Here is a 19,993-nt window from a genome sequence, read left to right on the forward strand (position 1 = left end):
CGTCGGCGCGAGTTCAGCGCTGGCGGGCGGCCAGGAACTCCTCGAAGTCCAGGTAGCCCTGGTGACGGGTGTCCATCGCGTGGATCAGCGCCTCGGCCATCGAGATGGTGACGCTGTGGTCGCCCATCTCGTTGGCGGCCAGCGCGTACTCGGCCGCAGTGATCTTGCCGTCGCCGTTCTTGTCGAAACGGTCGAACATCTCCTTGATGGCCTCGACGCTCTCCATCGTTTCCTCCTGGGTACTGCGGGGTCGTGCTCGGTTCGGACGGCCGTACCCTACCCGGCCGTGGTACGCGCCACGGCGGGCGGGAGTGGACGGGCGCGGGGGTGGGTGTCGTAGTCTGCGGATCTGATTGCGGGCCCGGGCACCTCCCGGGCGGTCGTTCGTCCAGGGAGGGAACATGCTCGATCTCGTCACCAGGCTGGTGCTGAAACCCGTGTCACGGGGGATCTGGCGCCCGGTCATCGAGGGTGCCGAGAACGTGCCGCGCAAGGGCGGGGTGATCCTGGCCAGCAACCACCTGTCGTTCATCGACAGCGTGGTGATCCCGCTGACCGCCCCGCGCCGGGTGCACTTCCTCGCCAAGGCCGAGTACTGGAACGCACCGGGCCTCAAGGGCCGCATCTCCAAGGGCTTCTTCGAGTCGATCGGCGCGGTACCGGTCGAGCGCGGCACCTACCGTTCCGCTCAGGCCTCGCTGGAGTCGGCGCTGGAGATCCTGGAGGACGGCAAGGCCTTCGGCATCTACCCCGAGGGCACCAGGTCCCTCGACGGCCGGCTCTACCGGGGCAAGACGGGCGTCGCCTGGCTCGCGCTGACCGCGGGCGTTCCGGTCGTGCCGGTGGCCCTGGAGGGCCCGGAGCAGATTCTGCCGGTGGGCAAGCGCGTCCCGCGGATCAAGAAGGTGACCGTCCGCTTCGGCGAGCCGCTGCACTTCGACGAGCTGCACGGGCAGGCCCGCTCGCTGAAGGCCCGTCGCCAGGTGACCGACGAGGTGATGGCGGCGATCCAGCGGCTCTCCGGCCAGGAGGTCGTGGAGAGCTACAACGAGGTGCCGAAGGCGGCCTGACCGCCCCTCCCCGACGGCCTTACGCGTGTCCGAGGGCGGCTTCCGGCAGGGAGGCCGCCGCCTCCGCCGCGTCCGGTGCCTCCCGGCGCAGCAGCGCCGCGTACCGGCCGTCCAGCTCCACCAGTTCCTCGTGGGTGCCGAGTTCGACCACCTCACCGTGGTCGAGCACGGCGATCTGGTCGGCGGAGCGGACGGTGGAGAGCCGGTGCGCGATGGTGATGGTGGTACGGCCGGCGGCCAGGGTGTCCACGGCCTGCTGGACGGCCCGTTCGGTGCGGTTGTCCAGCGCGCTGGTGGCTTCGTCCAGGATCAGCACCGGCGGGTTGCGCAGGATGGTGCGGGCGAGTGCGAGGCGCTGCTTCTCGCCGCCGGAGAAGCGGTAGCCGCGTTCGCCGACGAGGGTGTCGTAGCCGTCCGGGAGGGCGGCGATGGTGTCGTGGACCTGCGCGGCCCGGGCGGCCTCGACCAGTTCGGCGTCGCTGGCCCCGGGCTTGGCGAAGCGCAGGTTCTCGGCGACCGAGGCGTGGAAGAGGTAGGTCTCCTGGGAGACCACGCCGACCGCGCGGGCCAGCGTGTCGAAGGACAGCTCGCGCACGTCCACGCCGTCCAGGGTGACCCGGCCGCCGGTGACGTCGTACAGCCGCGGCACGAGGTAGCTGAGGGTGGTCTTGCCGGAGCCGGTCTCGCCGACCACGGCCAGTGAACTCCCGGCCGGGACCTTGAGTTCGACGCCGGCCAGGGTCGGGCGCTCCTGCTCGGGGTCGTAGCGGAAGTCGACGCCCTCGAAGCGGACCTCGCCGCGGATGTCCGTCAGGCTCACCGGGTGCGCCGGCTCGGCGATCTCCACCGGCAGGTCGAGGTACTCGAAGATGCGCTGGAACAGCGCGAGCGAGGTCTGCACGTCCACGCCGGTGGAGAGCAGGCTGACGGTCGGCCGGAACAGGCCCTGCTGGAGGGTGACGAAGGCGACCAGGGTGCCGACCGAGACGATCGGCGCGCCGGCGGCGGAGGTCAGCCCGGCCGCCCAGTAGATCAGCGCGGGCATCGCGGCCATCACGATCTGGATGGTGTTCATCCGCCAGCGCCCGGCCATGCTGGCCCGCACCTCCAGGTCGGCGAGCTGGTCGGACTGCCCGGTGAACTCCCGGGCGAGCGAGTCGGAGCGGCCCATCGTGCGGCCGAGCAGGATACCGCTGACCGAGAGCGACTCCTGGACCGCCGAACTCATCGCGGCCAGCTGCTTCTGCCGCTCGGTGGTGATCTTCTTGCGCTCCTGGCCGACCCGTCGGCTGATCCAGACGAACAGCGGGAGCAGCAGCAGCGAGACGACGGTCAGCCGCCAGTCCAGCGCGACCATGGCGACGATCGAGGCGATCACCGCGGTGAGGTTGGAGACCAGGCTGGTCGCGGTGGAGGTCACCGTGGACTGCATGCCGCCGATGTCGTTGGCGATCCGGGACTGCACCTCGCCGGTGCGGGTGCGGGTGAAGAAGGCCAGCGACTGCCGCTGCAGGTGGCTGTAGACGGAGGTGCGCAGGTCGTGCATGACCCGTTGGCCGACGGTGGTGGAGATCAGCGTCTGCAGCACGTTGAAGACGCTGTTCACCACGGCGGTGAGGATCATCCCGAGCGCGAGCAGGCTGAGCAGTCCGGTGCGGCCCTGCGGGATGGCGGTGTCCAGGACGGCCTTGAGCAGGAACGGGGAGACGACGGAGACCACGGCGGAGGCGGCCACCAGCAGCCCGACGGTGGCGAGGCGGCCCCGGTACGGGCGGAACAGCGCGAGGATGCGCCGCCACTGGGCCGGCGGGCGGGGATCGCCCTTGGCGTGCTCGGGCGGGGTCCAGTCGATGGCGGCGGGCCTCAAGGACGGGCCTCCCTGGGTCGGGTGCGCGGGGGCGTGGGGCCGGGCGCGGGGGCGGCGGTCGGGTGAGTGCCAGCATAGCGAGAGCAGCTCATAGTTAGGCAAGCTAATAGTGAGGGTGACTCTATTCCCTCGCGGCTGCGATACCCCGACCGACCGCCGGGGCCTCAGTTCGTCCGGTAGGTGCGCGCCGCCTTGGAGGACAGGCCGCCGAGCTTGCCGGAGGGCAGCATCCGGGCGACGGCCACCGCCGCCTTGTAACGCCTGCCCGGCACCGACAACGACTTGCCGCGCGCCAGGTCGCGCATCGCCTCGTCGACCACCCGCTCGGCCGAGAGCCAGGACCAGGACGGGATGTTGCCGGTTCCCATGCCGGCCCGCTCGTGGAACTCGGTGCGGGTGAAGCCCGGGCACAGCGCCATCATCCGCACGCCCGTACCGCCGAGGTCGCGCAGCACGCCCTGGGTGAAGCTCACCACCCACGCCTTGCTCGCCCCGTACGTGCCGCGCGGCAGGAAGGCCGCCACCGAGGCGACGTTGACGATCGCGCCCCGGCCGCGCTCGCGCATCCCCGGAAGGGCGGCCGTGGTCAGCCGCAGGACCGCCTCGATGTGCACCTTCACCATGTCCAGCTCGGCCTGGAGCGGCACGGCCCCGAAGGCGCCCTTGTTGCCGAAGCCGGCGTTGTTGACCAGCAGGTCCACCGGGCGCTCGGCGTCGCCGAGCCGGGCCTCGACGGCGGCGATGCCCTCATCGGTCGAGAGGTCGGCGCGCAGCACCTCCGCCTCGATGCCGTACTTGGCGTGCAGGTCGGCGCTCGCGCGCTCCAGGCGCTCGGTGTCCCGGGCCACCAGGACGAGCTGGTAGCCGCTGCGGGCGAGCCGGCGGGCGAACGCGGCTCCGATGCCGGCGGTCGCGCCGGTGATCAAGGCTGTGGTCATACCCCCGACCGTACCGACTCGCCGCAGCCGAGCCCATACCCAGGGCGACTCCCCTGCTCAGCGGGCTGCGGAGACGGACGGTCGGTCGTGCTCGTAGCGCCGGACAGGAGCATCGTCCGACCGGGTGATGAGATCCAGGCGAGGAGGCGCATCCGACGCTTGCTCGGCTCCGGCCGAAACCGCCTCGGCGTCACACGGCGCGACGCCGCCGAGGCCGAGACGCCAGTCGTACCGATCAGGCCGCGACGGCCTTGGCGCGGTCGGCGGCGATGTGCACGGCGAGGCCGCCGAGGACGGTGCCCATCGCGTAGCGCTGGACGCGCAGCCAGGCCGGGCGGCGGCTGAGGAAGTTCGCGATGCTGCCCGCGCTCATCGCGATCAGACCGTTGACGGCGACCGCGATCACGATCTGGGCCAGGCCCAGCACCAGGCTCTGCAGGGCGACGTGGCCGCGCTCGGGCGCCACGAACTGGGGCAGCAGCGAGATGTACATGATGGCGATCTTGGGGTTGAGCAGGCAGGTCAGGAAGCCCATCACGAACAGGCGGCGCGGCGGGTCCGGGGGCAGCTGCTGCGGGGCGAAGACCGCCGCGCCGCCCGGCTTGACCGCCTTCCAGGCCAGCCAGAGCAGGTAGCCGGCGCCGGCCAGCTTGATCGCGGTATAGAGCGCGGGCACCACCGAGAAGACGGCGGCCACCCCGGCGGTCACCGCGACCAGGTAGACCAGGAAGCCGGTCGCGACGCCCGTCAACGACACCAGCCCGGCGCGGCGGCCCTGCGCGATCGAGCGCGAGACCAGGTAGATCATGTTCGGCCCCGGCGACAGCGCCATGCCCAGCGCCACGGCGGCGATGCCGAGCACGGCGTGGCCGTCCACCGCGGATATCAACGCGTCCAACTCGCTCATGGGAGGAGGCTAGAGTGCGCAGCGAGCTCGATGCAATGATGACTTTGTGCTCGGTGCAATGCTGTATCGCTCAGGGCTCGGGAGGAGCCGACCGCCGATGGAGGACTACCGCCTGATCGCGGACGGGATCGCCGCCGACATCGCCGACGGACGGCTGCGACCCGGCCAGCAGCTGCCCACCCAGCGCGCCTTCGCCCGCAGCCGGGGCATCGCCGACTCGACGGCGACCCGGGTCTACCGCGAACTGGTCCGACGCGGGCTGACCGTCGGGGAGGTCGGGCGGGGCACCTTCGTCCGGGCCGGGCAGGGTACGGACGACGGGCGGGTCGCGCTCACCGAGCCCGCCGCCGTACCGGTCGACCTGGAACTCAACTACCCGACCGCGCCCGGGCAGGACGAGCTGCTGGCCGACGGGCTGGCGCCGCTGCTGCGGGCCGACGCGCTGGGCGAGGCGCTGCGGCCGGTCGGCGCGGTCGGGACGGGCGCGGCGCGGCGGGCCTTCGCGGGGCTGTTGTCGACGGACGCCTGGCCGGTCGACCCGGAGCGCCTGCTGTTCTCGGGCAACGGGCGGCAGTCCATGGCGGGGGCGCTGTCCGCGCTGGTGCCGCCGGGGCAGCGGCTGGGGGTGGAGGCGCTGACCTATCCGGTGGTCAAGGCGGTGGCGGAGCGGCTGGGCATCCGGCTGGTGCCGCTGGCGATGGACGAGGACGGGCTGCTGCCCGAGGCCGTGGCGGCGGCCCACCGTGCGGCGCCGCTGCGCGCGGTGTACGTGCAGCCGCGACTGCAGAACCCGACCGGGGCGAGCCTGCCGTACGAGCGGGCGGTCGCGCTGGCCGGGGAGCTGCGCCGGCTGGACCTGCCGGTGGTCGAGGACGCGGTCTGGTCCTTCCTCCGGCCCGGGCTGTCACCGCTCGCCGCGCTGGCGCCCGAGCGGACCGTCCTGGTGGACAGCCTGTCCAAACGGCTCGCCCCGGGGCTGACCACCGGGTTCGCGGTCGTCCCGGACGGGGTGCGCGAGCGGGTGGCGGGCGCGCTGCGGGCGGGCGGATGGGCGCCGAGCGGTTTCGCGCTGGAGGCAGCGGTGCGCTGGATCGGGGACGGGACGCTGGCTGCGGTCGAGGCGGCGAAGCGCGTGGACGCGGCGGCTCGGCAGGCAGTGGCGCGGGAGGTGCTGGCGGGGCAGCGACTGCGGGCGGACCCGTGCTCGTACTACCTGTGGTGGGAGCTGCCGGGGGCCTGGCGGGCGGAGACCTTCGTCGCGGCGGCGGCGCGGGCGGGAATCTCGGTGACGCCTGCGGCGGCGTTCGCCGTCGACCCGCGGAGCACGCCGTCGGCGGTCCGGGTTGGGTTGGCCTCGCCGCCGCCGCCGGCGCTGGCACGGGCGTTGGGGGTGCTGGCGGGGATCGCGGCGAGCGGCTGACAGCCCACGGCTGACAGCTGACAACTGACAGATTTCAGATTTCAGATTTCGAAATCTGTCAGTTGTCAGCCGTGGTCCGTCAGCTGTCAGCTGTCCACCCCCGCCCGCCTTCCCCGCGCCGCCGTGTCGGCGGCACCACCGGCCCCGACGGCGCGCAGCCGGGAGGCTGCGGTCGCGGCGAGCTGCGGGGCGATCTTGGCGACGTCGCGGGAGCCGACCACCGCGATCAGGCTCGGCAGCAGCCAGCGCACCGGCTGCATGCCGCGCAGCCAGGCCTGGGCGTACACATGGGGGGACCGGCGGGCGATCCCGGCGACGATCCGGTCCACCGCGGGCTCCAACGGATACGTCTTGTTGGCCGGCCACGGCAGTCGGCTGCGCATCTGCTTCAGCAGGGCGTCCTGGTCGGCGCCGCGCACCATGTCGGTGTCGGTCCAACTCAGGTACCCCACACCGACCTTGACCCCCTGGTAGGCCACCTCTGCGCGGAGCGAGTGGGCGAAGGCCTCCACTCCGGACTTGCTGGCGCAGTACGCGCTCATCAGCGGCGCGGGCGTCAGCGCGGCGAGCGAGGCGATCTGCAGCAGGTAGCCGCGGCTCTCGGTCAGCGCCGGCAGGAAGGCCCGCGCGGTGGCCACGCTGCCGAGCAGGTTGACCTCGATGACCCGGCTGAACGCCCGGTGGTCGCTGTCGATGAGCGGTCCGCCGATGGCGATGCCGGCGTTGGCGACCACGGTGTCGATCCGCCCGTAGTGCTCCTTGATCCGGCGGGCGGTGTCGCTGAGCGCCTCCACGTCGGTGACGTCCACCTCCCAGGAGGTGGCGGCCGCGCCGCACTGCGTCGCGACGGCCTTCAGCTCCTCCGGCTCCAGCCCGAGCAACGCGACCTTGGCGCCGCGCCGGGCGAGCTTGCGGGCCAGCGAGGCCCCGATGCCGCGGGCGGCTCCGGTGACCACCACGACCTGTGCGGACAACGGCGGGATGGCGTTCATGCGACGGTGGTCCTCTCGACGGCGGAAGCAGCGGCGGCGGGAACGGAAACGGGGGTTTCGGCGGCCAGGTGCGCGGCGGCCATCCGGTGGATCTCGGCGGCGACCTCCACCGGCCGCTCCAGCGGCGCCATGTGCCCGACCCCGGGCAGCAGCAACAGCCCCTGTGGGTCGGCGAGTTCGGCGACCATCCGGTGGGCGTGCACGGGCGGGGTCAGCCGGTCCGCGGTGCCGACCACCACGGCGGTCGGCGCGGTGATCCGGCCGAGCCCGGCGCGTACGTCCAGCCGGCCGAGCACCCCGGCCCAGTGGGCGCGGACCGCGGTCGGGCAGGCGTGCACGATCCGGGCCGTCGCCTCGACCTGACCGGCGGGCGAACTCGGTCCCATCGTGGCGTACTTGAGCGCGGCGCGGCTGATCGGCGTGACCGGCCCGAGCGGCATCCGGGAGCGCAGCAGCTGCCGGTTCAGGAAGCGCCGCAGACCCGGGGCTCGTACGCCATCCGGCAGGACGGTGAGTTCCGCGACCAACTCGGCCGGGCCGGTGGAGATCAGCACATTGGCGGCGGTGCGCTCGGCGACCTCGGGGCGACCGCCGGCGGCCATGATGGTCATCCCGCCCATGCTGTGCCCGGCCAGCACCGCCCGCTCCCCCGCCGGAACGGTCCGCGCGAGCACGGCGGCGAGGTCCTCGGCGAGCGCCCGGGTGGAGTAGCGGGCCCGGCTCGGCGGGATCTCGCTGCGCCCGTGGCCGCGCTGGTCGTAGGCCACCACCCGGTAGCGGGCAGAGAGTTCGCGGATCACCGGGGCCCAGAAAGCGGTCGAGCAGGTCCAGCCGTGGGCAAGCACCACGGTGGGCGCGCCCGGCTGGCCGTGCACCTCGACGTGCAGCCGGATGCCGTCGGCCGAGCGGACGCTCGACTCCTCGACGGGCGTGGGCGGCACGTACTCGGCGGGCAACTGGACGGCGGCGCTCATGCGCCCACCTCGCTTCGCACGGCAGCCACTCCGCGCAACACGCACCTCTCCATGACTCGCTCGCCTCGCTCACTCATGCGGAAACCTCCTGGGCGGTACGGGCGTTGGCGGGTGCGGCGCGCATGATCAGCTCGTACTCGCCGAGGTCGACCTTGCGGGTGGCGCGGCGGAAGGACGTCGTGGATCCGGGCCAGAGCACGGTGTTCCTGCCGCTCGGGTCCAGGTACCAGCTGCGGCAGCCGCCGGTGGTCCAGACGGTGCGGTCCATCCGGTGCTGCAGTTCGAGGTTCCACTGCCGCTGGGCCCGGGCGGTGGGCTGCATCGCGGTGGCGCCGACCGAGCTGAGTGTGGTCAACGCGTCGATCAGATAGTTCAGTTGGGACTCGATCATGAGGATCATCGAGCTGTTGCCGAGACCGGTGTTGGGGCCGATCACGAAGAAGAGGTTGGGGAAGCCGCGCACGGTCGAGCCGCGCAGCGCCTCCATGCCGTTCTTCCACTCCTCCGCGAGGCTGGTCCCGTTCACACCGAACACCCGGGAGCCGATGGGCATGTCGGTGACGTGGAAGCCGGTGCCGAAGACGATGGCGTCCACCTCGTGCTCGCTGCCGTCGGCTGCCACCAGGGTGGAGCCGCGCAGTTCACGCAGGCCGGAGGAGACGACCTCGGTGTTGGCGGCGGCGAGCGCCGGGTAGTAGGTGTTGCTGAGCAGGATGCGCTTGCAGCCGATCCGGTAGTCCGGGGTGAGCCTGGCGCGCAGCGCCGGGTCGGCGACGCCCTGGGCGATGTGGCGTTCGGCGAGCTGCTGGACCACGCGCAGCATTCCGGGGCGGCGCACGAAGGCGTCCACCTGGAGCTCACGCAGGGCGAAGAGGGTGCCGCGGCGGATCTTGGCGGTGACCGGGAGGCGGCCGTGCAGCCACTTCTCCAGCTGGCTGATCTCCCGGTCGCGGCGCGGCAGCACCCAGGCCGGGGTGCGCTGGAAGACGGTGAGCTTGCCGACCCTGGGCTGGATCGACGGGATGATCTGGGCGGCCGAGGCGCCGGTGCCGACCATCGCGACGCGCTTGCCGGCCAGGTCGAAGTCGTGGTCCCAACGGGAGGAGTGGAAGACCTTCCCGGGGAAACCACTGAGGCCCGGCAGGTCGGGGATCTGCGGGTCGGCGAGCGGTCCGGCGGCGGAGACGATCGCGTCGGCGGTCCACTGCCCGGCCGAGGTGGTGATCCGCCAGCGGGTCTGCTCGTTCTCCCAACAGGCTTCCAGTACCTCGGTGTTGAAGCGCAGATGCGGGCGCAGACCGAAGACGGTGGCGACCTTCTCCAGGTAGGCGCGGATGTCCGGCTGGCCGGAGAAGCTACGCGGCCAGTCGGGGTTGGGCGCGAAGGAGAAGGAGTAGAGGTGCGAGGGCACGTCGCAGGCACAGCCGGGGTAGCTGTTGTCGCGCCAGGTGCCGCCGACGGAGTCCGCGCGCTCCAGGACGACGAAGTCGGTGATCCCGGCGCGGCGCAGCCGGACCGCGGCACCGAGGCCGCCGAAGCCGGAGCCGATCACCGCCACCCGGACGTGCGGGACGGTCTCCTGCGCAGCAGTGGTGTCGGTCGCTGCGGACTCGCCGGAGCGGGGGCGCTTGCTGCTGGATGCCATGCGGCAACCTCCTGAGGGTGGGGCGGTGATCGTCGCGCTCTCCCGAGGCGTCCGCCCCGGAACCTCCCGGGGGCTCGCCTCCGGGACCCTGCCAATCGCGCCAGCAATCACTGGCACGGTTGGCAGGGTAGTCCTTGCTGACACCGGATGGAAGAAGCGCGACGGCCCCGATTCACCGGAAGTTCCCGAAGGATCCCCAGCCGACACCACGGACCTATGCTGATCGCCGTGGACAAGGTCAGAGCTGCTGCGGACGACAAAAAGCGCGAGTACCGGGTGGAGGAACTGGCCGAAGCGGCCGGGATCACCACCCGCACGCTGCGCTTCTACCGCGAGCGCAAACTGCTCCAGCCGCCCCGCAAGGAGGGCCGGATCGCCTGGTACGGCGAGGAGCACCTGGCCCGGCTGCGAATGATCGGCGAACTGCTCGAACGCGGCCACACCCTGGGCGGGATCGCCGAACTGATCGGCGCCGGGGAGAGCGGACGGGACGTCGCCGAGCTGATCGGGCTGGAGGCGGCGATCGTCGCGCCCTGGTCGGACGAGACCCCGGTACGCCTGGACTGGGAGGAGCTGAAGAGCGCCTTCGGGGACCAGCTCACCGAGGAGAACACCGCCGAGTCGATCGCCCAGGGCTACATCACGGTCGAGGAGGACGGGATCACCCACGTCAGCCGTCGACTGATGGACGCCACCACCGAGCTGGTCGCGGAGGGCGTGCCGCTCTCCGCGGTGCTGGACGCCAGCCGACGCACCCGGGAGCACGTCGACGCCATCGCCGAGATCTTCATCGAGGTGGTCAGCGCGCACCTGCTCAGCGCGCTCTCCAGCGAGACCCCGCTGGCGCCCGGCGAGGCGGCGCGGCTCACCGAGCGCATCCTGCGGGTCCGGCCGCTCGCCCGTACGGTCGCCGACGCCCAGTTCACGCTGGCGATGGACCGACTGGTGAAGGCCGAATACGCCGAACTGCTGCGCCAGCGACGGGAATACGAATCCGAGGCGTAGCGGGTCTGCCAGGCGGGCGGGGATTCCCGCGCCCCGTCCGCCCGCCGGGAGCAATCCGCCCGCCGGAGCAGCCGCCGATGACCCGACCCCTCAGCCGCCGAACCGCGCTCGGCCTCGCCGCCGCACTCGCCCCGGGCCTGGCGCTCGCCGCCTGCGGATCCGGCTCCTCCGCGCCGGGCGGCGGTTCGTCCGCCTCGGGCGGCACCCGGACCGTCCGGCACGCGCGCGGGGAGAGCACCGTGCCGGCCGGAGCGAGCCGGGTGGTGGCGTTGGACACCGACGCGCTGGACTCGGTGGTCAGCCTCGGGCTCGGCCCGGTGGGCGCCACCACGGTCAGCGAGGGTGCATCCTTCCCCGCCTACCTGCCCGCCGAGCGGCTGGCCGGGACGAAGGCGGTCGATGTGATCGGCCAGCCCAGTCTGGAGGCGATCGCGGCGCTGCGGCCGGACCTGATCCTGAGCAACCAGGTCCGCGACGACAAGCGGTACGAGCAGCTTTCCAGGGTCGCGCCGACCGCGCTGTCCAAGACCACCGGGCCGACCCGGAAGGAGAACGTCCGGCTGCACGCCGAGGCGATGGGCCGCCAGAGCGAGGCCGGGGCGGCGGACGCGACGTACCGGACGAAGCTGCGGGACCCGGTCACCACGCTCGGCGGGCCGGCCAGGGCGGCCGCCACCCGGGTCGAGATGGCCCGCTTCCTGGCCGGTGCGCCCACCCGGCTCTACCTCAACGACACCTTCGTCGGCGCGCTACTCAAGGACCTCGGGCTCGGCCGCCCGGCCAACCAGGACAAGCCCGGCTTCTCGCTGGAGATCAGCCCCGAGCAGGCATCTTCTACTCGGTGTACGGGGCCGCCCCTACTCGTCGTCGTCCAGCGCCCCCGGCGCCAGAGCCGGCGATGGGAAGACGTGCCGCACCTCGCCGCCCGACCACCAGACGCCCACCGCGAACACGGCCGTCGCCTCCAGTAGCCCAGCCCGGTCAAGGCCGCCGCAGTCCACCGGCGCACACCCCATCGAGGCCACCAGCTCGGCGGCCACGGCACCCGCCGCCGGATCGTCCGCGCAGTACGGAACACCGAGCGAAGCCCCCTCGAAGTCCGGCCGCGACAGGGTCCAGATGCTCTCGTGGCAGATCCCGAACACCTTGGCCACCCGTGCGTCCGGCGCCGCCGAGGCCAGCCGCCGGGCGATCGAGTCGTCGGCCCCCGCCGTGGTCAGCACCGGCCCATCCGCACCGGGGGCCATCGGCACCGTGCAGTCCAGCAGGGTCCGACCGGCCAGTTCGCCAGCCAGCGACGCGACCACCGGCACGGCCGCCTCCGCCGGCACCGCGACCAGCACGGCCTGCCCGAACCGCGCCGCCTCCGCCAACTCACCACCACCCAGCGCGCCGGCCGAAGCGGAGAGTCGCCGAGCCGCCGCCACGTCGCGCCCACCCACCAGAACCTCGTGTCCGGCCCGCACCCAGGCCCCGCCCAGCGCCGCCGCCATCGCGCCCGTACCGAGAATGCCGATCCGCATGGTCCATCCCTCGCATTCGCCTTGCCCGTCACCGGCGGCCGCCCTCCGCGAACCGCCGCGCCCCGGACGCTAGCCGGGCCGATGCACACCGCCCGGTACGCAACGGATCGGGCAGGATGGGTACATGAGGAGCGAGGGCCGGGGCGACGCCGAGGACGGGACGGACGAGGACCTGGGCGGCGGCGTGTTCGCCGCGGACTGCCGCGCCCGGCTGGCCTTCGAGGTGATCGCCAACCGCTGGGACAGCGTGGTGGTGTACGTCCTCGGCGAGCGCGGGCCGATGCGCCCCCGGGCCCTGCTGGACCGGATCGGCGGGATCAGCCCCAAGGTGCTCAACGAGACCCTGCGCCGGCTGGAGTACAACGGCCTGGTGGAGCACCGCCGTTACGCCGAGGCCCCGCCTCGCGTCGACTACACCCTCACCGCGGCCGGCACCGCCTTGATCGGCCCGATCCGCGCGCTCGGCGCCTGGGCCGCCGTCCACGGCGACGCCGTCCTCGCGGCCCAGGAGCGCCACTCCGACCCCGGCACACGCTGACGTACTGTCAGTCCCGCGTGCCACCCTCGTCGTGCATACGCGACGACCCGGAGGGCGGCCATGGACACGCGACTGGACGAACTGGAAGTCATCACGCTCTTCGTGGCGGACGTCCCCGCCGCGAAGGCCTTCTACCAGGAGGTCTTCGGCCTCCCGGTGGTCTACGAGGACGACGCCTCGGCCGTCGTCCGGCTGCGGAACCTGCTGGTCAACCTGCTGGCGGCGGAGCAGGCGCCGGAGCTGGTGGCACCGGCGGCGGTGGCGGCGCCCGCCACGGGGGCGCGGGGGCTGCTCACCGTCCGGGTCCCGGACGTGGACGCGGTCTGCGCCCAACTGGCGGAGCGCGGCGTCACGGTGCTCAACGGCCCGGTGGACCGGCCGTGGGGTCGACGGACGGCGGCCTTCGCCGACCCGGCCGGCCATGTGTGGGAGGTGGCCCAGGACCTCGACTGACCCGGCCCCACCGAAGACACGCAACGGCGGGGACGACGGTGGTCCGCACACCGTCGCCCCCGCCGTCAGCCCGGCCGGCATGCACCCACACAGGGCCGGGCAACTCGGACGCGCCCCGGGCCGGCCTTGCCCAACTCAGGACCGGCCCGGTTCAGGCCCGAGTCAGTTGACGTTGACCGCGGTCCAGCTGGCCGCGACCGCGTTGTACTCCGCGCTGTTCGCGCCGTACAGGTCCGAGGCCGCGCTGAGGGTCGCCGCACGGGCGCCCGCGTAGTCCGTGGTGGACGTGAAGTACGTCGTCAGCGCGCGGTACCAGATCTGCGCGGCCTTGTCCCGGCCGATGCCCGCGAGCGTCGAGCCGTCGGCCGTCGGGCTGTTGTAGTTGAACCCGTTGATCGTCTTCGCGCCGCTGCCCTCGGACAGCAGGTAGAAGAAGTGGTTCGCCACACCCGACGAGTAGTGCACGTCCAGGTTGCCGACGTTCGGGTCCCAGCTGTCGGCGGACTGACCGTCCTTGCTCGGCTGGTCCATGTAGCGCAGCGGGCTACCGTCGCCGCGCAGGTTGATCAGCTCGCCGATCCAGTAGTTCGGCGGGTTCGAGGGCAGGTTGGCGTACCACTCGACCATCGTGCCCATGATGTCCGAGGTGGCTTCGTTGAGGCCGCCGGACTCGCCCGAGTAGTTGAGCGCGGCCGTCGCGGCGGTGACGCCGTGGGACATCTCGTGGCCCGCCACGTCGATCTCGGTGAGCGGGGCGGCGTCGCCGTTGCCGTCGCCGTACGACATGCAGAAGCAGTCGTCGCTCCAGAACGCGTTCACATAGTTGGAGCCGTAGTGCACCCGGCTGAGGGCGCCGACACCGTCGTTGCGGATGCCGTTGCGGCCGAAGGTGTTCTTGTAGAAGTCCCAGGTGGTGGCGGCACCGAACTGGGCGTCCACGGCGGCGGATTCGCGGCTGTTGACGGTGCCGTCGCCGAAGCTGTTGTTGGGGTTGGCGAACAACGAGCCGCTGCCCGAGGTCCCGTTGTTCATGTCGCTGGTGGACTGGCCGCCGCGGGTGGTGTCCTTGAGCTCGAACTGCGAGCCGTTCTGGTTGGTGGTGAGCTGGACCTGGCCGACGAAGACGCCGTTGCCGGTGCCGGCCGCGGTCTCGATCTTCTCGTGGGTGGAGAGGACCTGGCCGCTCGTGGCGTCGGTGATCAGGATCTGGCTGCTCGGGGTGCCGTCGGCACGCACGCCCTCGACGGTGGTCCGGTAGGCCAGACGCGGCTTGCCGTCGGTGGCCCAGACGACCAGCTCGGGCTTGCCGGTCTGGTGGACGTCGGCGATCGGGGACTCGTCGGAGTCGACGGTGACCCCGACGGTGGCCTTGACCGCGCCGGTGGCCTGGTCGGCGGCCTTGTCCGCGGGGATCTGCGGGGTCAGGCTCGGCAGCGCGATCTGGGCGGAGACCGCCTTGTTCACCGACTTCACGGCACCGTCGGCCTTCTGGTGCACGACCAGGTCGCCGCCGATCACCGGCAGGCCGGCGTAGGTGCGCTCGTAGCGCAGGTGTCGGGTGCCGTCCTTGTCGACGATGGCGTCCTTGGCCACCAGCTTCTCCTGGTCGCCGAGCGCGAGCGCCTTGGCGATCGGGCCGGACTGCCCCTTCGCCACCGCGACGACGGCGGCGTGCTGCTGGGCGGCCTGGGCCTGGAGCGAGGGGGCAGCCGGCGACGCCTGGGCGACGGAGGTGCTCACCTGGATCACACCGGTCAACATGGCCGTGGCCGAGAGAACGGCGACAGCCGCGAGCTTTCGCTTCACGTACGAGTCCTTCCGGGAAACCGCGTGTGGGCGCGGTCGCACCGCGTTCCGGGGGCCGGGGTCGGCACCTGTGGGGCGGAACGGGCGCTGACGTGCTGAAACCCCGTGCGGTCGAGCGGCTCGCCACCAAGGGGTGGGGGTGGGGGCTACCGCTGGGGGATGACCAGAAGCATGACAATCCAACAGGTGAAATGACAGGTCTACCTCAGTTATTGGCCAGGTCCCGCCAGTTGGTAAAGCACGTCAAGCGGCAGTCAAATCGGGGCAATTCACCCCGTCGAGCGATGGGTTCAGAATCAAACAACGGCCGACCGCCTGCACTGACGTCTGAATGGTCATCAGTCCCCAGTAAAACGATCAGTCCCGATCATCAATCGATCGGCTTTTACAAGTGTGTAGAGGTTTCCATACACACCCTTGACATGCAGATGGCGAGGTCCCGCCACCGGTCCCCCTTGCCCCGCCGAGCGGGCGTCTGCTAAGACACCCGCCCCCGGTCCGCCGTCACTGGAACCGCCACTCCTGCGCCGAGTTGCCGGGCGTGCAGGTGACCATGGTGATCTCGTTGCCGGGGCCGTTGTCGGTCATGCAGGACTGGTTCTGGTAGTCGCCCAGGGTGTACGAACCCGCGGTGCTGCCGTTGCGGACCGTCCACCTGGTGAGGAAGCTGTACCCGTTGTTCAGCACGACCTTGCCGTCCATGGTCTGGACGAGCATCGGGCCGCCGTTGTTGCACGCGTTGATCACGGTCCAGCTGCCCGGATCGATGGAGCGCACCCAGCCGTACTGCGCGGCGCCGCCGAGCACCATCGGGTTGTCGCCGCTCAGGTTGTCGTTGCGCATCCCGATCGGACGGCCGTCCTTGGCGCTGACGATGGTGCTCCAGTTGCCGCCGCCGCAGGACGCGGGCCGGGAGGGGGTCTGCGGGGCGGGCGGGTTGCCGCCGGTGGTGGTCTGGCTCGGCTGCTGCGGCTTGGGGTCCGACGGGTTGACCGGCCCTCCCCCGCCACCGCCGCCGGTGGGCTGGCCGGCCTGACCGCCGGCGGATCCACCGGACGCCGAACCGCCACCGCCGGAGCCGGAGTTGGCGCTCCCGCCTCCGCTGGTCCGGCCCGGCTGGGCACCGCCGCCGCCCACCACGCCGCCGTTCCCTCCCTGGCCGGGGACCGGGACGGGCGCCTGCTGCTGGTTCGGCTGTCCGCCGGACGGCGGCTGGTCGGCGGCCGGGGTGGCCGACGGTGTGTCGGTCGGCTGCGGGGTGGCGGGCGCGGTCGTGGTGGCCGCGGGAGTGGTGGCGGTCTGGGCCGCCGGAACGGTCACCACCACGGTCGGCTGCGCGGCGGGCGGCACGGCCGCGTTGGAGTCACCGGGACTGCGGTCGATCAGCAGGGCGGTCGCCGTGCCCATCGAGATGACGATCGGGATGACGACCGGTACCAGCAGGGTGCGCCGCGAGCGGCGCTTGCCCGGCTCGGTGTCCGCCTGCGGATCCACCTTCACCACCGGGTCCCCACCGCCCGTGCCGGCCCCCGCCGCCCGCAGGTCGATCGTCCCGCTGTCCGCCGGCTTCCACGGCGTCGCGGGCGCGCCGATCGCCGCCCGGGCCGCCGCCGCCATCGCGGCGGCGCTCTCGTACCGGTCCTCGGGGTCCTTGGCCAGCGCCCTGGCGACCAGCTCCCGCATCGCCGCCGGGAAGGTCTCCGGCAGTTCCGGCACCGGCTGGTTGACGTGCTTGAGCGCGACCTGTAGCGGCCCCTCGCCCAGGTACGGCACCTGACCGACCAGCAGCTCGTAGCAGACCACGCCGATCGAGTAGAGATCCGAGGCGGGCCCGGTGCTCGCGGACGCGGCCTGCTCGGGGGACATGTACGCCGCCGTGCCGATGATCGCGTACGGGGCGGTGAGCTTGGTGCTGGCGATCGCCCGGGCGATGCCGAAGTCGGTGATCACCACCCGGTCCTCGGGGCCCACCATCAGATTGGACGGCTTGATGTCCCGGTGCACGATCCCCCGCCGGTGCGCGGCGTGCAGCGCGTCCAGGGCGTCGGCGAGCATGGCGAGTGCGCGCTCGGCGCTCATCGGCCCGCTCTCCTTGAGCACCTGGTGCAGCGGACGGCCCTCGATCAGGTCCATCACGATGTAGGCGCAGCGCTCGTCGTCGTCCCCGCCGCTCTCCCCGTAGTCGTGGACGTCCACGATGCCGGGATGGTCGATCGCGGCCACCAGTTGGGCCTCCCGGCGGAAGCGCTGGACGGCGGTGCCGTCCTCGAACAGGTCCGCGCGCAGGATCTTGATCGCGACCTGCCGGGCCAACACCTCGTCGTCGGCCCGCCAGACCGCGCCCATGCCCCCGCCGCCGACCTTCTCGACCAGCGTGTACCGCCCGCCGAGCACGGTGCCCGTGCTACTCATCGACCTGTCCCCCCAGGTGTCATGACCCGCCCCGACGGGCCGTCGGCACACAGTGTGCCAGAGCGTGCCGCGACCCCAGCAGACGCTGTTCGGACGGACATTGGGAGGATTCGTCAGACGTTCCGGACGTTCCCGGCATGCTCGGACACCTCCAGGACGGCCGTGACGACGGCGCGCGGCTTGTCGGCGTGGACGGCGTGCCCGGCGCCGCTCACCACGATGTGGTTGCCCCGGGCGGCGTTGGCCGCGATCCGGGACTGCAGGGCCGTCCAGCGGGCGCGCATGACGCGGGGCAGTCCCTCGGTCGCGCTCAGCACGGCCACCGGCACCTCGGGCAGCCGCCCGGCGGCGCGTCGGCGGCGCAGCTCGGCGACGGCGAGGCCGGTCATCCGGTTCTCGCTGAGGACGGTCCGCCGCTGGTGCGGATGGGCGACGACGGCCGCCTCGGCCCGGGCGAGCGCGTCGCCCGCGCCCGGCCCCGCCGTCGGTGCCAGCACCGTCCGGAGCAGCCAGAGCCGGTTCAGCACCGCCTCGGCGGCGCCGATGGCCGCCGGCCGGAACTCCTCGTGGGCCGGGTCCACCAGCACCAGGCCGGCCACCAGCTCCGGCCGCTGCCAGGCGAGGAGTTGGGCCAGCTGGCCGCCCCAGCTGTGCCCGACCAGGATGGCCGGTCCGGCGTCCAGGTGCCGCAGCAGGGCGGCCAGGTCCCCGATCTGCGCCTGCAGGGTCAGGCCGAGGGCGCGGTCGGGCTCACTGGCGCCGAGCCCGGCCCGGTCGTACGCCACGACCCGGCCGTGTTCGGCGAGTTCGGGCAGCACCGGGGCCCAGGTGAGCGAGGAGGTGCCGCTGCCGGCGATCAGCACCATCGGCGCACCGGCGCCCGAGCCGGCCTCCACCCAGCGCAACGCCCGTCCGTCGCGGTCGAGTTCACCCGGCCGCACCTCGGCCGGGGTGCGCTCGGCGAGGACCTTGACGATGGCTTCCTGGACGCCCTTCAGGCCCCCCGGCCCGACTCGCGTTTCCCACCCGGTCTGCACGTTCGGTTCCCCCCTGGATCCGTCAGCGTGGATTCCTACCCCTGCACGGCAGGAACCCGACGCTGATTGCCCAAGGGCACCGGCGCCCAAACACCGTCCGGCCGTCCGGCGAACCGAGAACCAACAAACGGGGCGGAGCGTGCCCTGGTGTCGCCCGGCGGGCGGGAGTTCGCAGACAGGCCCTACGCGGGCAGGGTGCGCTTCAACAGGGAGAGCAGCGCCTCCCAGTGCCGGGCGTCGGCGGCCGCGTCGTAGCGGGTGGTGTCGGCCTGGGTGTAGCCGTGCGGGGCGCCCGAGTAGACCTCCGCCCGGTAGCGCACCCCGGCTGCGGTGAGGGCCTTGTCGAGCCGGGCGATCTGCTCGGGCGGCAGCGACTCGTCCTGGTCGGCGTGGCCGAAGTACAGCTCGGCGGTGATCCGGTGGGCGCCCAGATGGGGGCTGTCCGGGCGCCCGGTGGCGAGGTTGCCGCCGTGGAAACCCGCGGCGACGGCGATCCGGTCCGGGTGGCTGGCGGCCGTGCGCAGCGCGAGGACCGCGCCCCGGCAGTAGCCGGTGAGCCCGATCGGACCGTCCTGGACCAGGGGGGACTCGGCGAACCACCACAGGAAGGCGTCCGCGTCGCCGGCGGTGGCCTCCGGGGTGAGGGTGGCGAGCAACGGGACGATCTGGTCGAAGATCTCGTCGCACTGCTCGATGTCGATCAGCTCGGGCAGCTCGACCAGCGGTGCGCGGCCGTTGCGGTAGAAGGCGTTGGGGACGAGGACGGTGTACCCGGCTGCGGCGATCCGGTCGGCCATGGCCTTGAGGTGGGGCCGGAGCCCGAAGGCGTCCATGTAGAACAGGACGCCGGGGTGGGGCGCGCCGTCGTCGGGGTGGGTGAGGTAGGCGTCGGCGGTGCCGTCCGTCGTCGGAATGTCCACGAGGGTTCCGCGCACGGTCATGGGAGGGCTCTCCTTACGGTTCGTGGGCAGCGTATCCGGTGGGACCGGGGAGGTCGGCGGAGCCCGCCCGCCCGGGAACGGCGTTGCGGTGGTGAGGCGTTGAGCGGACATGGGGTGGATCGTGGGTGTGGGGTGCGCGGTGGCCGTGACGGTCGGGCTGGTGGTGCTGGCGGCCTGCCAGGTGCGGGGCGAGTCCTCACCGCGCCGTCGGCCGCGCGGGCCCGGGGTGGGGGTGGGCGGCGGCGGCCTGGAGGAGCTGCACGCGCTGTTCAGCCCGGGCAAGCGGGTGCAGATCGAGCAGCGGCGGGAGCAGTTGGCGCACCGGGACGACGCGGAGGCCGGGGCGCCTCCGAACTTCGGGGTGGACCTGGACCGGGGCGTGGCGGTGCTGCGCCGGCCCGAAGAGGACGGGGGCGGGAACGGGGGCGACGGGGGCAGGCGGTAGGGCGGCCTCGCGGACGGACC

The 19,993-nt window shown here is 72.6% G+C and carries 19 protein-coding genes; 7 read left to right on the forward strand and 12 right to left on the reverse strand.

Annotation, left to right across the window (positions count from 1 at the left end):
• Nucleotides 1-13: 13 nt before the first annotated feature.
• Nucleotides 14-226, reverse strand: a complete 213-nt coding sequence (locus tag ACH4E7_RS05980) for an EF-hand domain-containing protein (protein ID WP_270142241.1) — start codon at nt 224-226, stop codon at nt 14-16.
• A gap of 175 nt (nt 227-401) precedes the next feature.
• Between ACH4E7_RS05980 and ACH4E7_RS05985 the strand changes: the two genes are divergently transcribed.
• Nucleotides 402-1,070, forward strand: coding sequence for a lysophospholipid acyltransferase family protein (locus ACH4E7_RS05985; protein ID WP_393024317.1), 669 nt, complete (start codon nt 402-404; stop codon nt 1,068-1,070).
• A gap of 19 nt (nt 1,071-1,089) precedes the next feature.
• On the opposite strand, the gene ACH4E7_RS05990 is transcribed toward ACH4E7_RS05985, so the two are convergent.
• From ACH4E7_RS05990 to ACH4E7_RS06000, 3 genes are all read right to left on the reverse strand, one after another.
• Nucleotides 1,090-2,937, reverse strand: a complete 1,848-nt coding sequence (locus ACH4E7_RS05990) for an ABC transporter ATP-binding protein (protein ID WP_396247765.1) — start codon at nt 2,935-2,937, stop codon at nt 1,090-1,092.
• 164 nt (nt 2,938-3,101) lie between these two features.
• Nucleotides 3,102-3,875 carry an SDR family NAD(P)-dependent oxidoreductase gene (locus ACH4E7_RS05995; RefSeq protein ID WP_396247766.1) on the reverse strand — a complete coding sequence of 258 codons (774 nt, stop codon included), beginning with the start codon at nt 3,873-3,875 and terminating at the stop codon, nt 3,102-3,104.
• Nucleotides 3,876-4,110: 235 nt separating this feature from the next.
• Nucleotides 4,111-4,782 carry a LysE family translocator gene (locus tag ACH4E7_RS06000; protein ID WP_396247767.1) on the reverse strand — a complete coding sequence of 224 codons (672 nt, stop codon included), beginning with the start codon at nt 4,780-4,782 and terminating at the stop codon, nt 4,111-4,113.
• Between the two features lie 97 nt (nt 4,783-4,879).
• Between ACH4E7_RS06000 and ACH4E7_RS06005 the strand changes: the two genes are divergently transcribed.
• Nucleotides 4,880-6,202, forward strand: a complete 1,323-nt coding sequence (locus ACH4E7_RS06005; protein ID WP_396247768.1) for a PLP-dependent aminotransferase family protein — start codon at nt 4,880-4,882, stop codon at nt 6,200-6,202.
• An 86-nt stretch (nt 6,203-6,288) separates the two neighbouring features.
• On the opposite strand, the gene ACH4E7_RS06010 is transcribed toward ACH4E7_RS06005, so the two are convergent.
• From ACH4E7_RS06010 to ACH4E7_RS06020, 3 genes are all read right to left on the reverse strand, one after another.
• Nucleotides 6,289-7,194, reverse strand: a complete 906-nt coding sequence (locus tag ACH4E7_RS06010) for an SDR family oxidoreductase (RefSeq protein ID WP_396247769.1) — start codon at nt 7,192-7,194, stop codon at nt 6,289-6,291.
• On the reverse strand, nt 7,191-8,168 hold the full coding sequence (locus ACH4E7_RS06015) for an alpha/beta fold hydrolase (RefSeq protein ID WP_396247770.1): 978 nt from the start codon (nt 8,166-8,168) through the stop codon (nt 7,191-7,193). The genes ACH4E7_RS06010 and ACH4E7_RS06015 overlap by 4 nt, the downstream gene beginning before the upstream one ends.
• A gap of 73 nt (nt 8,169-8,241) precedes the next feature.
• On the reverse strand, nt 8,242-9,813 hold the full coding sequence (locus ACH4E7_RS06020; protein ID WP_396247771.1) for a flavin-containing monooxygenase: 1,572 nt from the start codon (nt 9,811-9,813) through the stop codon (nt 8,242-8,244).
• Between the two features lie 228 nt (nt 9,814-10,041).
• Between ACH4E7_RS06020 and ACH4E7_RS06025 the strand changes: the two genes are divergently transcribed.
• A complete protein-coding gene (locus ACH4E7_RS06025) occupies nt 10,042-10,818 on the forward strand; it encodes a MerR family transcriptional regulator (protein ID WP_396247772.1) in 777 nt (258 codons plus the stop codon).
• Between the two features lie 77 nt (nt 10,819-10,895).
• Nucleotides 10,896-11,789 carry an ABC transporter substrate-binding protein gene (locus ACH4E7_RS06030; RefSeq protein WP_396247773.1) on the forward strand — a complete coding sequence of 298 codons (894 nt, stop codon included), beginning with the start codon at nt 10,896-10,898 and terminating at the stop codon, nt 11,787-11,789.
• On the opposite strand, the gene ACH4E7_RS06035 is transcribed toward ACH4E7_RS06030, so the two are convergent.
• Nucleotides 11,676-12,341, reverse strand: a complete 666-nt coding sequence (locus ACH4E7_RS06035) for an NADPH-dependent F420 reductase (protein WP_396247774.1) — start codon at nt 12,339-12,341, stop codon at nt 11,676-11,678. The genes ACH4E7_RS06030 and ACH4E7_RS06035 overlap by 114 nt on opposite strands.
• A 124-nt stretch (nt 12,342-12,465) precedes the next feature.
• Between ACH4E7_RS06035 and ACH4E7_RS06040 the strand changes: the two genes are divergently transcribed.
• Together ACH4E7_RS06040 and ACH4E7_RS06045 are read left to right on the forward strand one after the other, a co-directional pair.
• Nucleotides 12,466-12,879 carry a winged helix-turn-helix transcriptional regulator gene (locus tag ACH4E7_RS06040; RefSeq protein WP_396247775.1) on the forward strand — a complete coding sequence of 138 codons (414 nt, stop codon included), beginning with the start codon at nt 12,466-12,468 and terminating at the stop codon, nt 12,877-12,879.
• 60 nt (nt 12,880-12,939) lie between these two features.
• Nucleotides 12,940-13,332, forward strand: a complete 393-nt coding sequence (locus ACH4E7_RS06045) for a VOC family protein (RefSeq protein WP_396247776.1) — start codon at nt 12,940-12,942, stop codon at nt 13,330-13,332.
• A 162-nt stretch (nt 13,333-13,494) separates the two neighbouring features.
• Here the strand turns inward: ACH4E7_RS06045 and ACH4E7_RS06050 are convergent, their stop codons facing one another.
• The 4 genes from ACH4E7_RS06050 to ACH4E7_RS06065 form a co-directional block, all read right to left on the reverse strand.
• Nucleotides 13,495-15,093, reverse strand: a complete 1,599-nt coding sequence (locus tag ACH4E7_RS06050; RefSeq protein ID WP_396247893.1) for a M4 family metallopeptidase — start codon at nt 15,091-15,093, stop codon at nt 13,495-13,497.
• Nucleotides 15,094-15,642: 549 nt separating this feature from the next.
• Nucleotides 15,643-17,550, reverse strand: coding sequence for a serine/threonine-protein kinase (locus tag ACH4E7_RS06055; RefSeq protein WP_396247777.1), 1,908 nt, complete (start codon nt 17,548-17,550; stop codon nt 15,643-15,645).
• Nucleotides 17,551-17,663: 113 nt separating this feature from the next.
• Nucleotides 17,664-18,587, reverse strand: coding sequence for an alpha/beta fold hydrolase (locus tag ACH4E7_RS06060; protein ID WP_396247778.1), 924 nt, complete (start codon nt 18,585-18,587; stop codon nt 17,664-17,666).
• 182 nt (nt 18,588-18,769) lie between these two features.
• Nucleotides 18,770-19,528 (reverse strand): dienelactone hydrolase family protein, encoded by a 759-nt coding sequence (locus ACH4E7_RS06065; protein ID WP_396247779.1) that lies wholly within the window; start codon nt 19,526-19,528, stop codon nt 18,770-18,772.
• Between the two features lie 109 nt (nt 19,529-19,637).
• On the opposite strand from ACH4E7_RS06065, the gene ACH4E7_RS06070 reads away from it, so the two are divergent.
• Nucleotides 19,638-19,973: a DUF6191 domain-containing protein gene (locus tag ACH4E7_RS06070; protein WP_396247780.1), complete on the forward strand. Its 336-nt coding sequence runs from the start codon at nt 19,638-19,640 to the stop codon at nt 19,971-19,973.
• Nucleotides 19,974-19,993: the final 20 nt, after the last annotated feature.

Source organism: Kitasatospora sp. NPDC018058, assembly GCF_044327205.1.
Lineage (GTDB): Bacteria > Actinomycetota > Actinomycetes > Streptomycetales > Streptomycetaceae > Kitasatospora.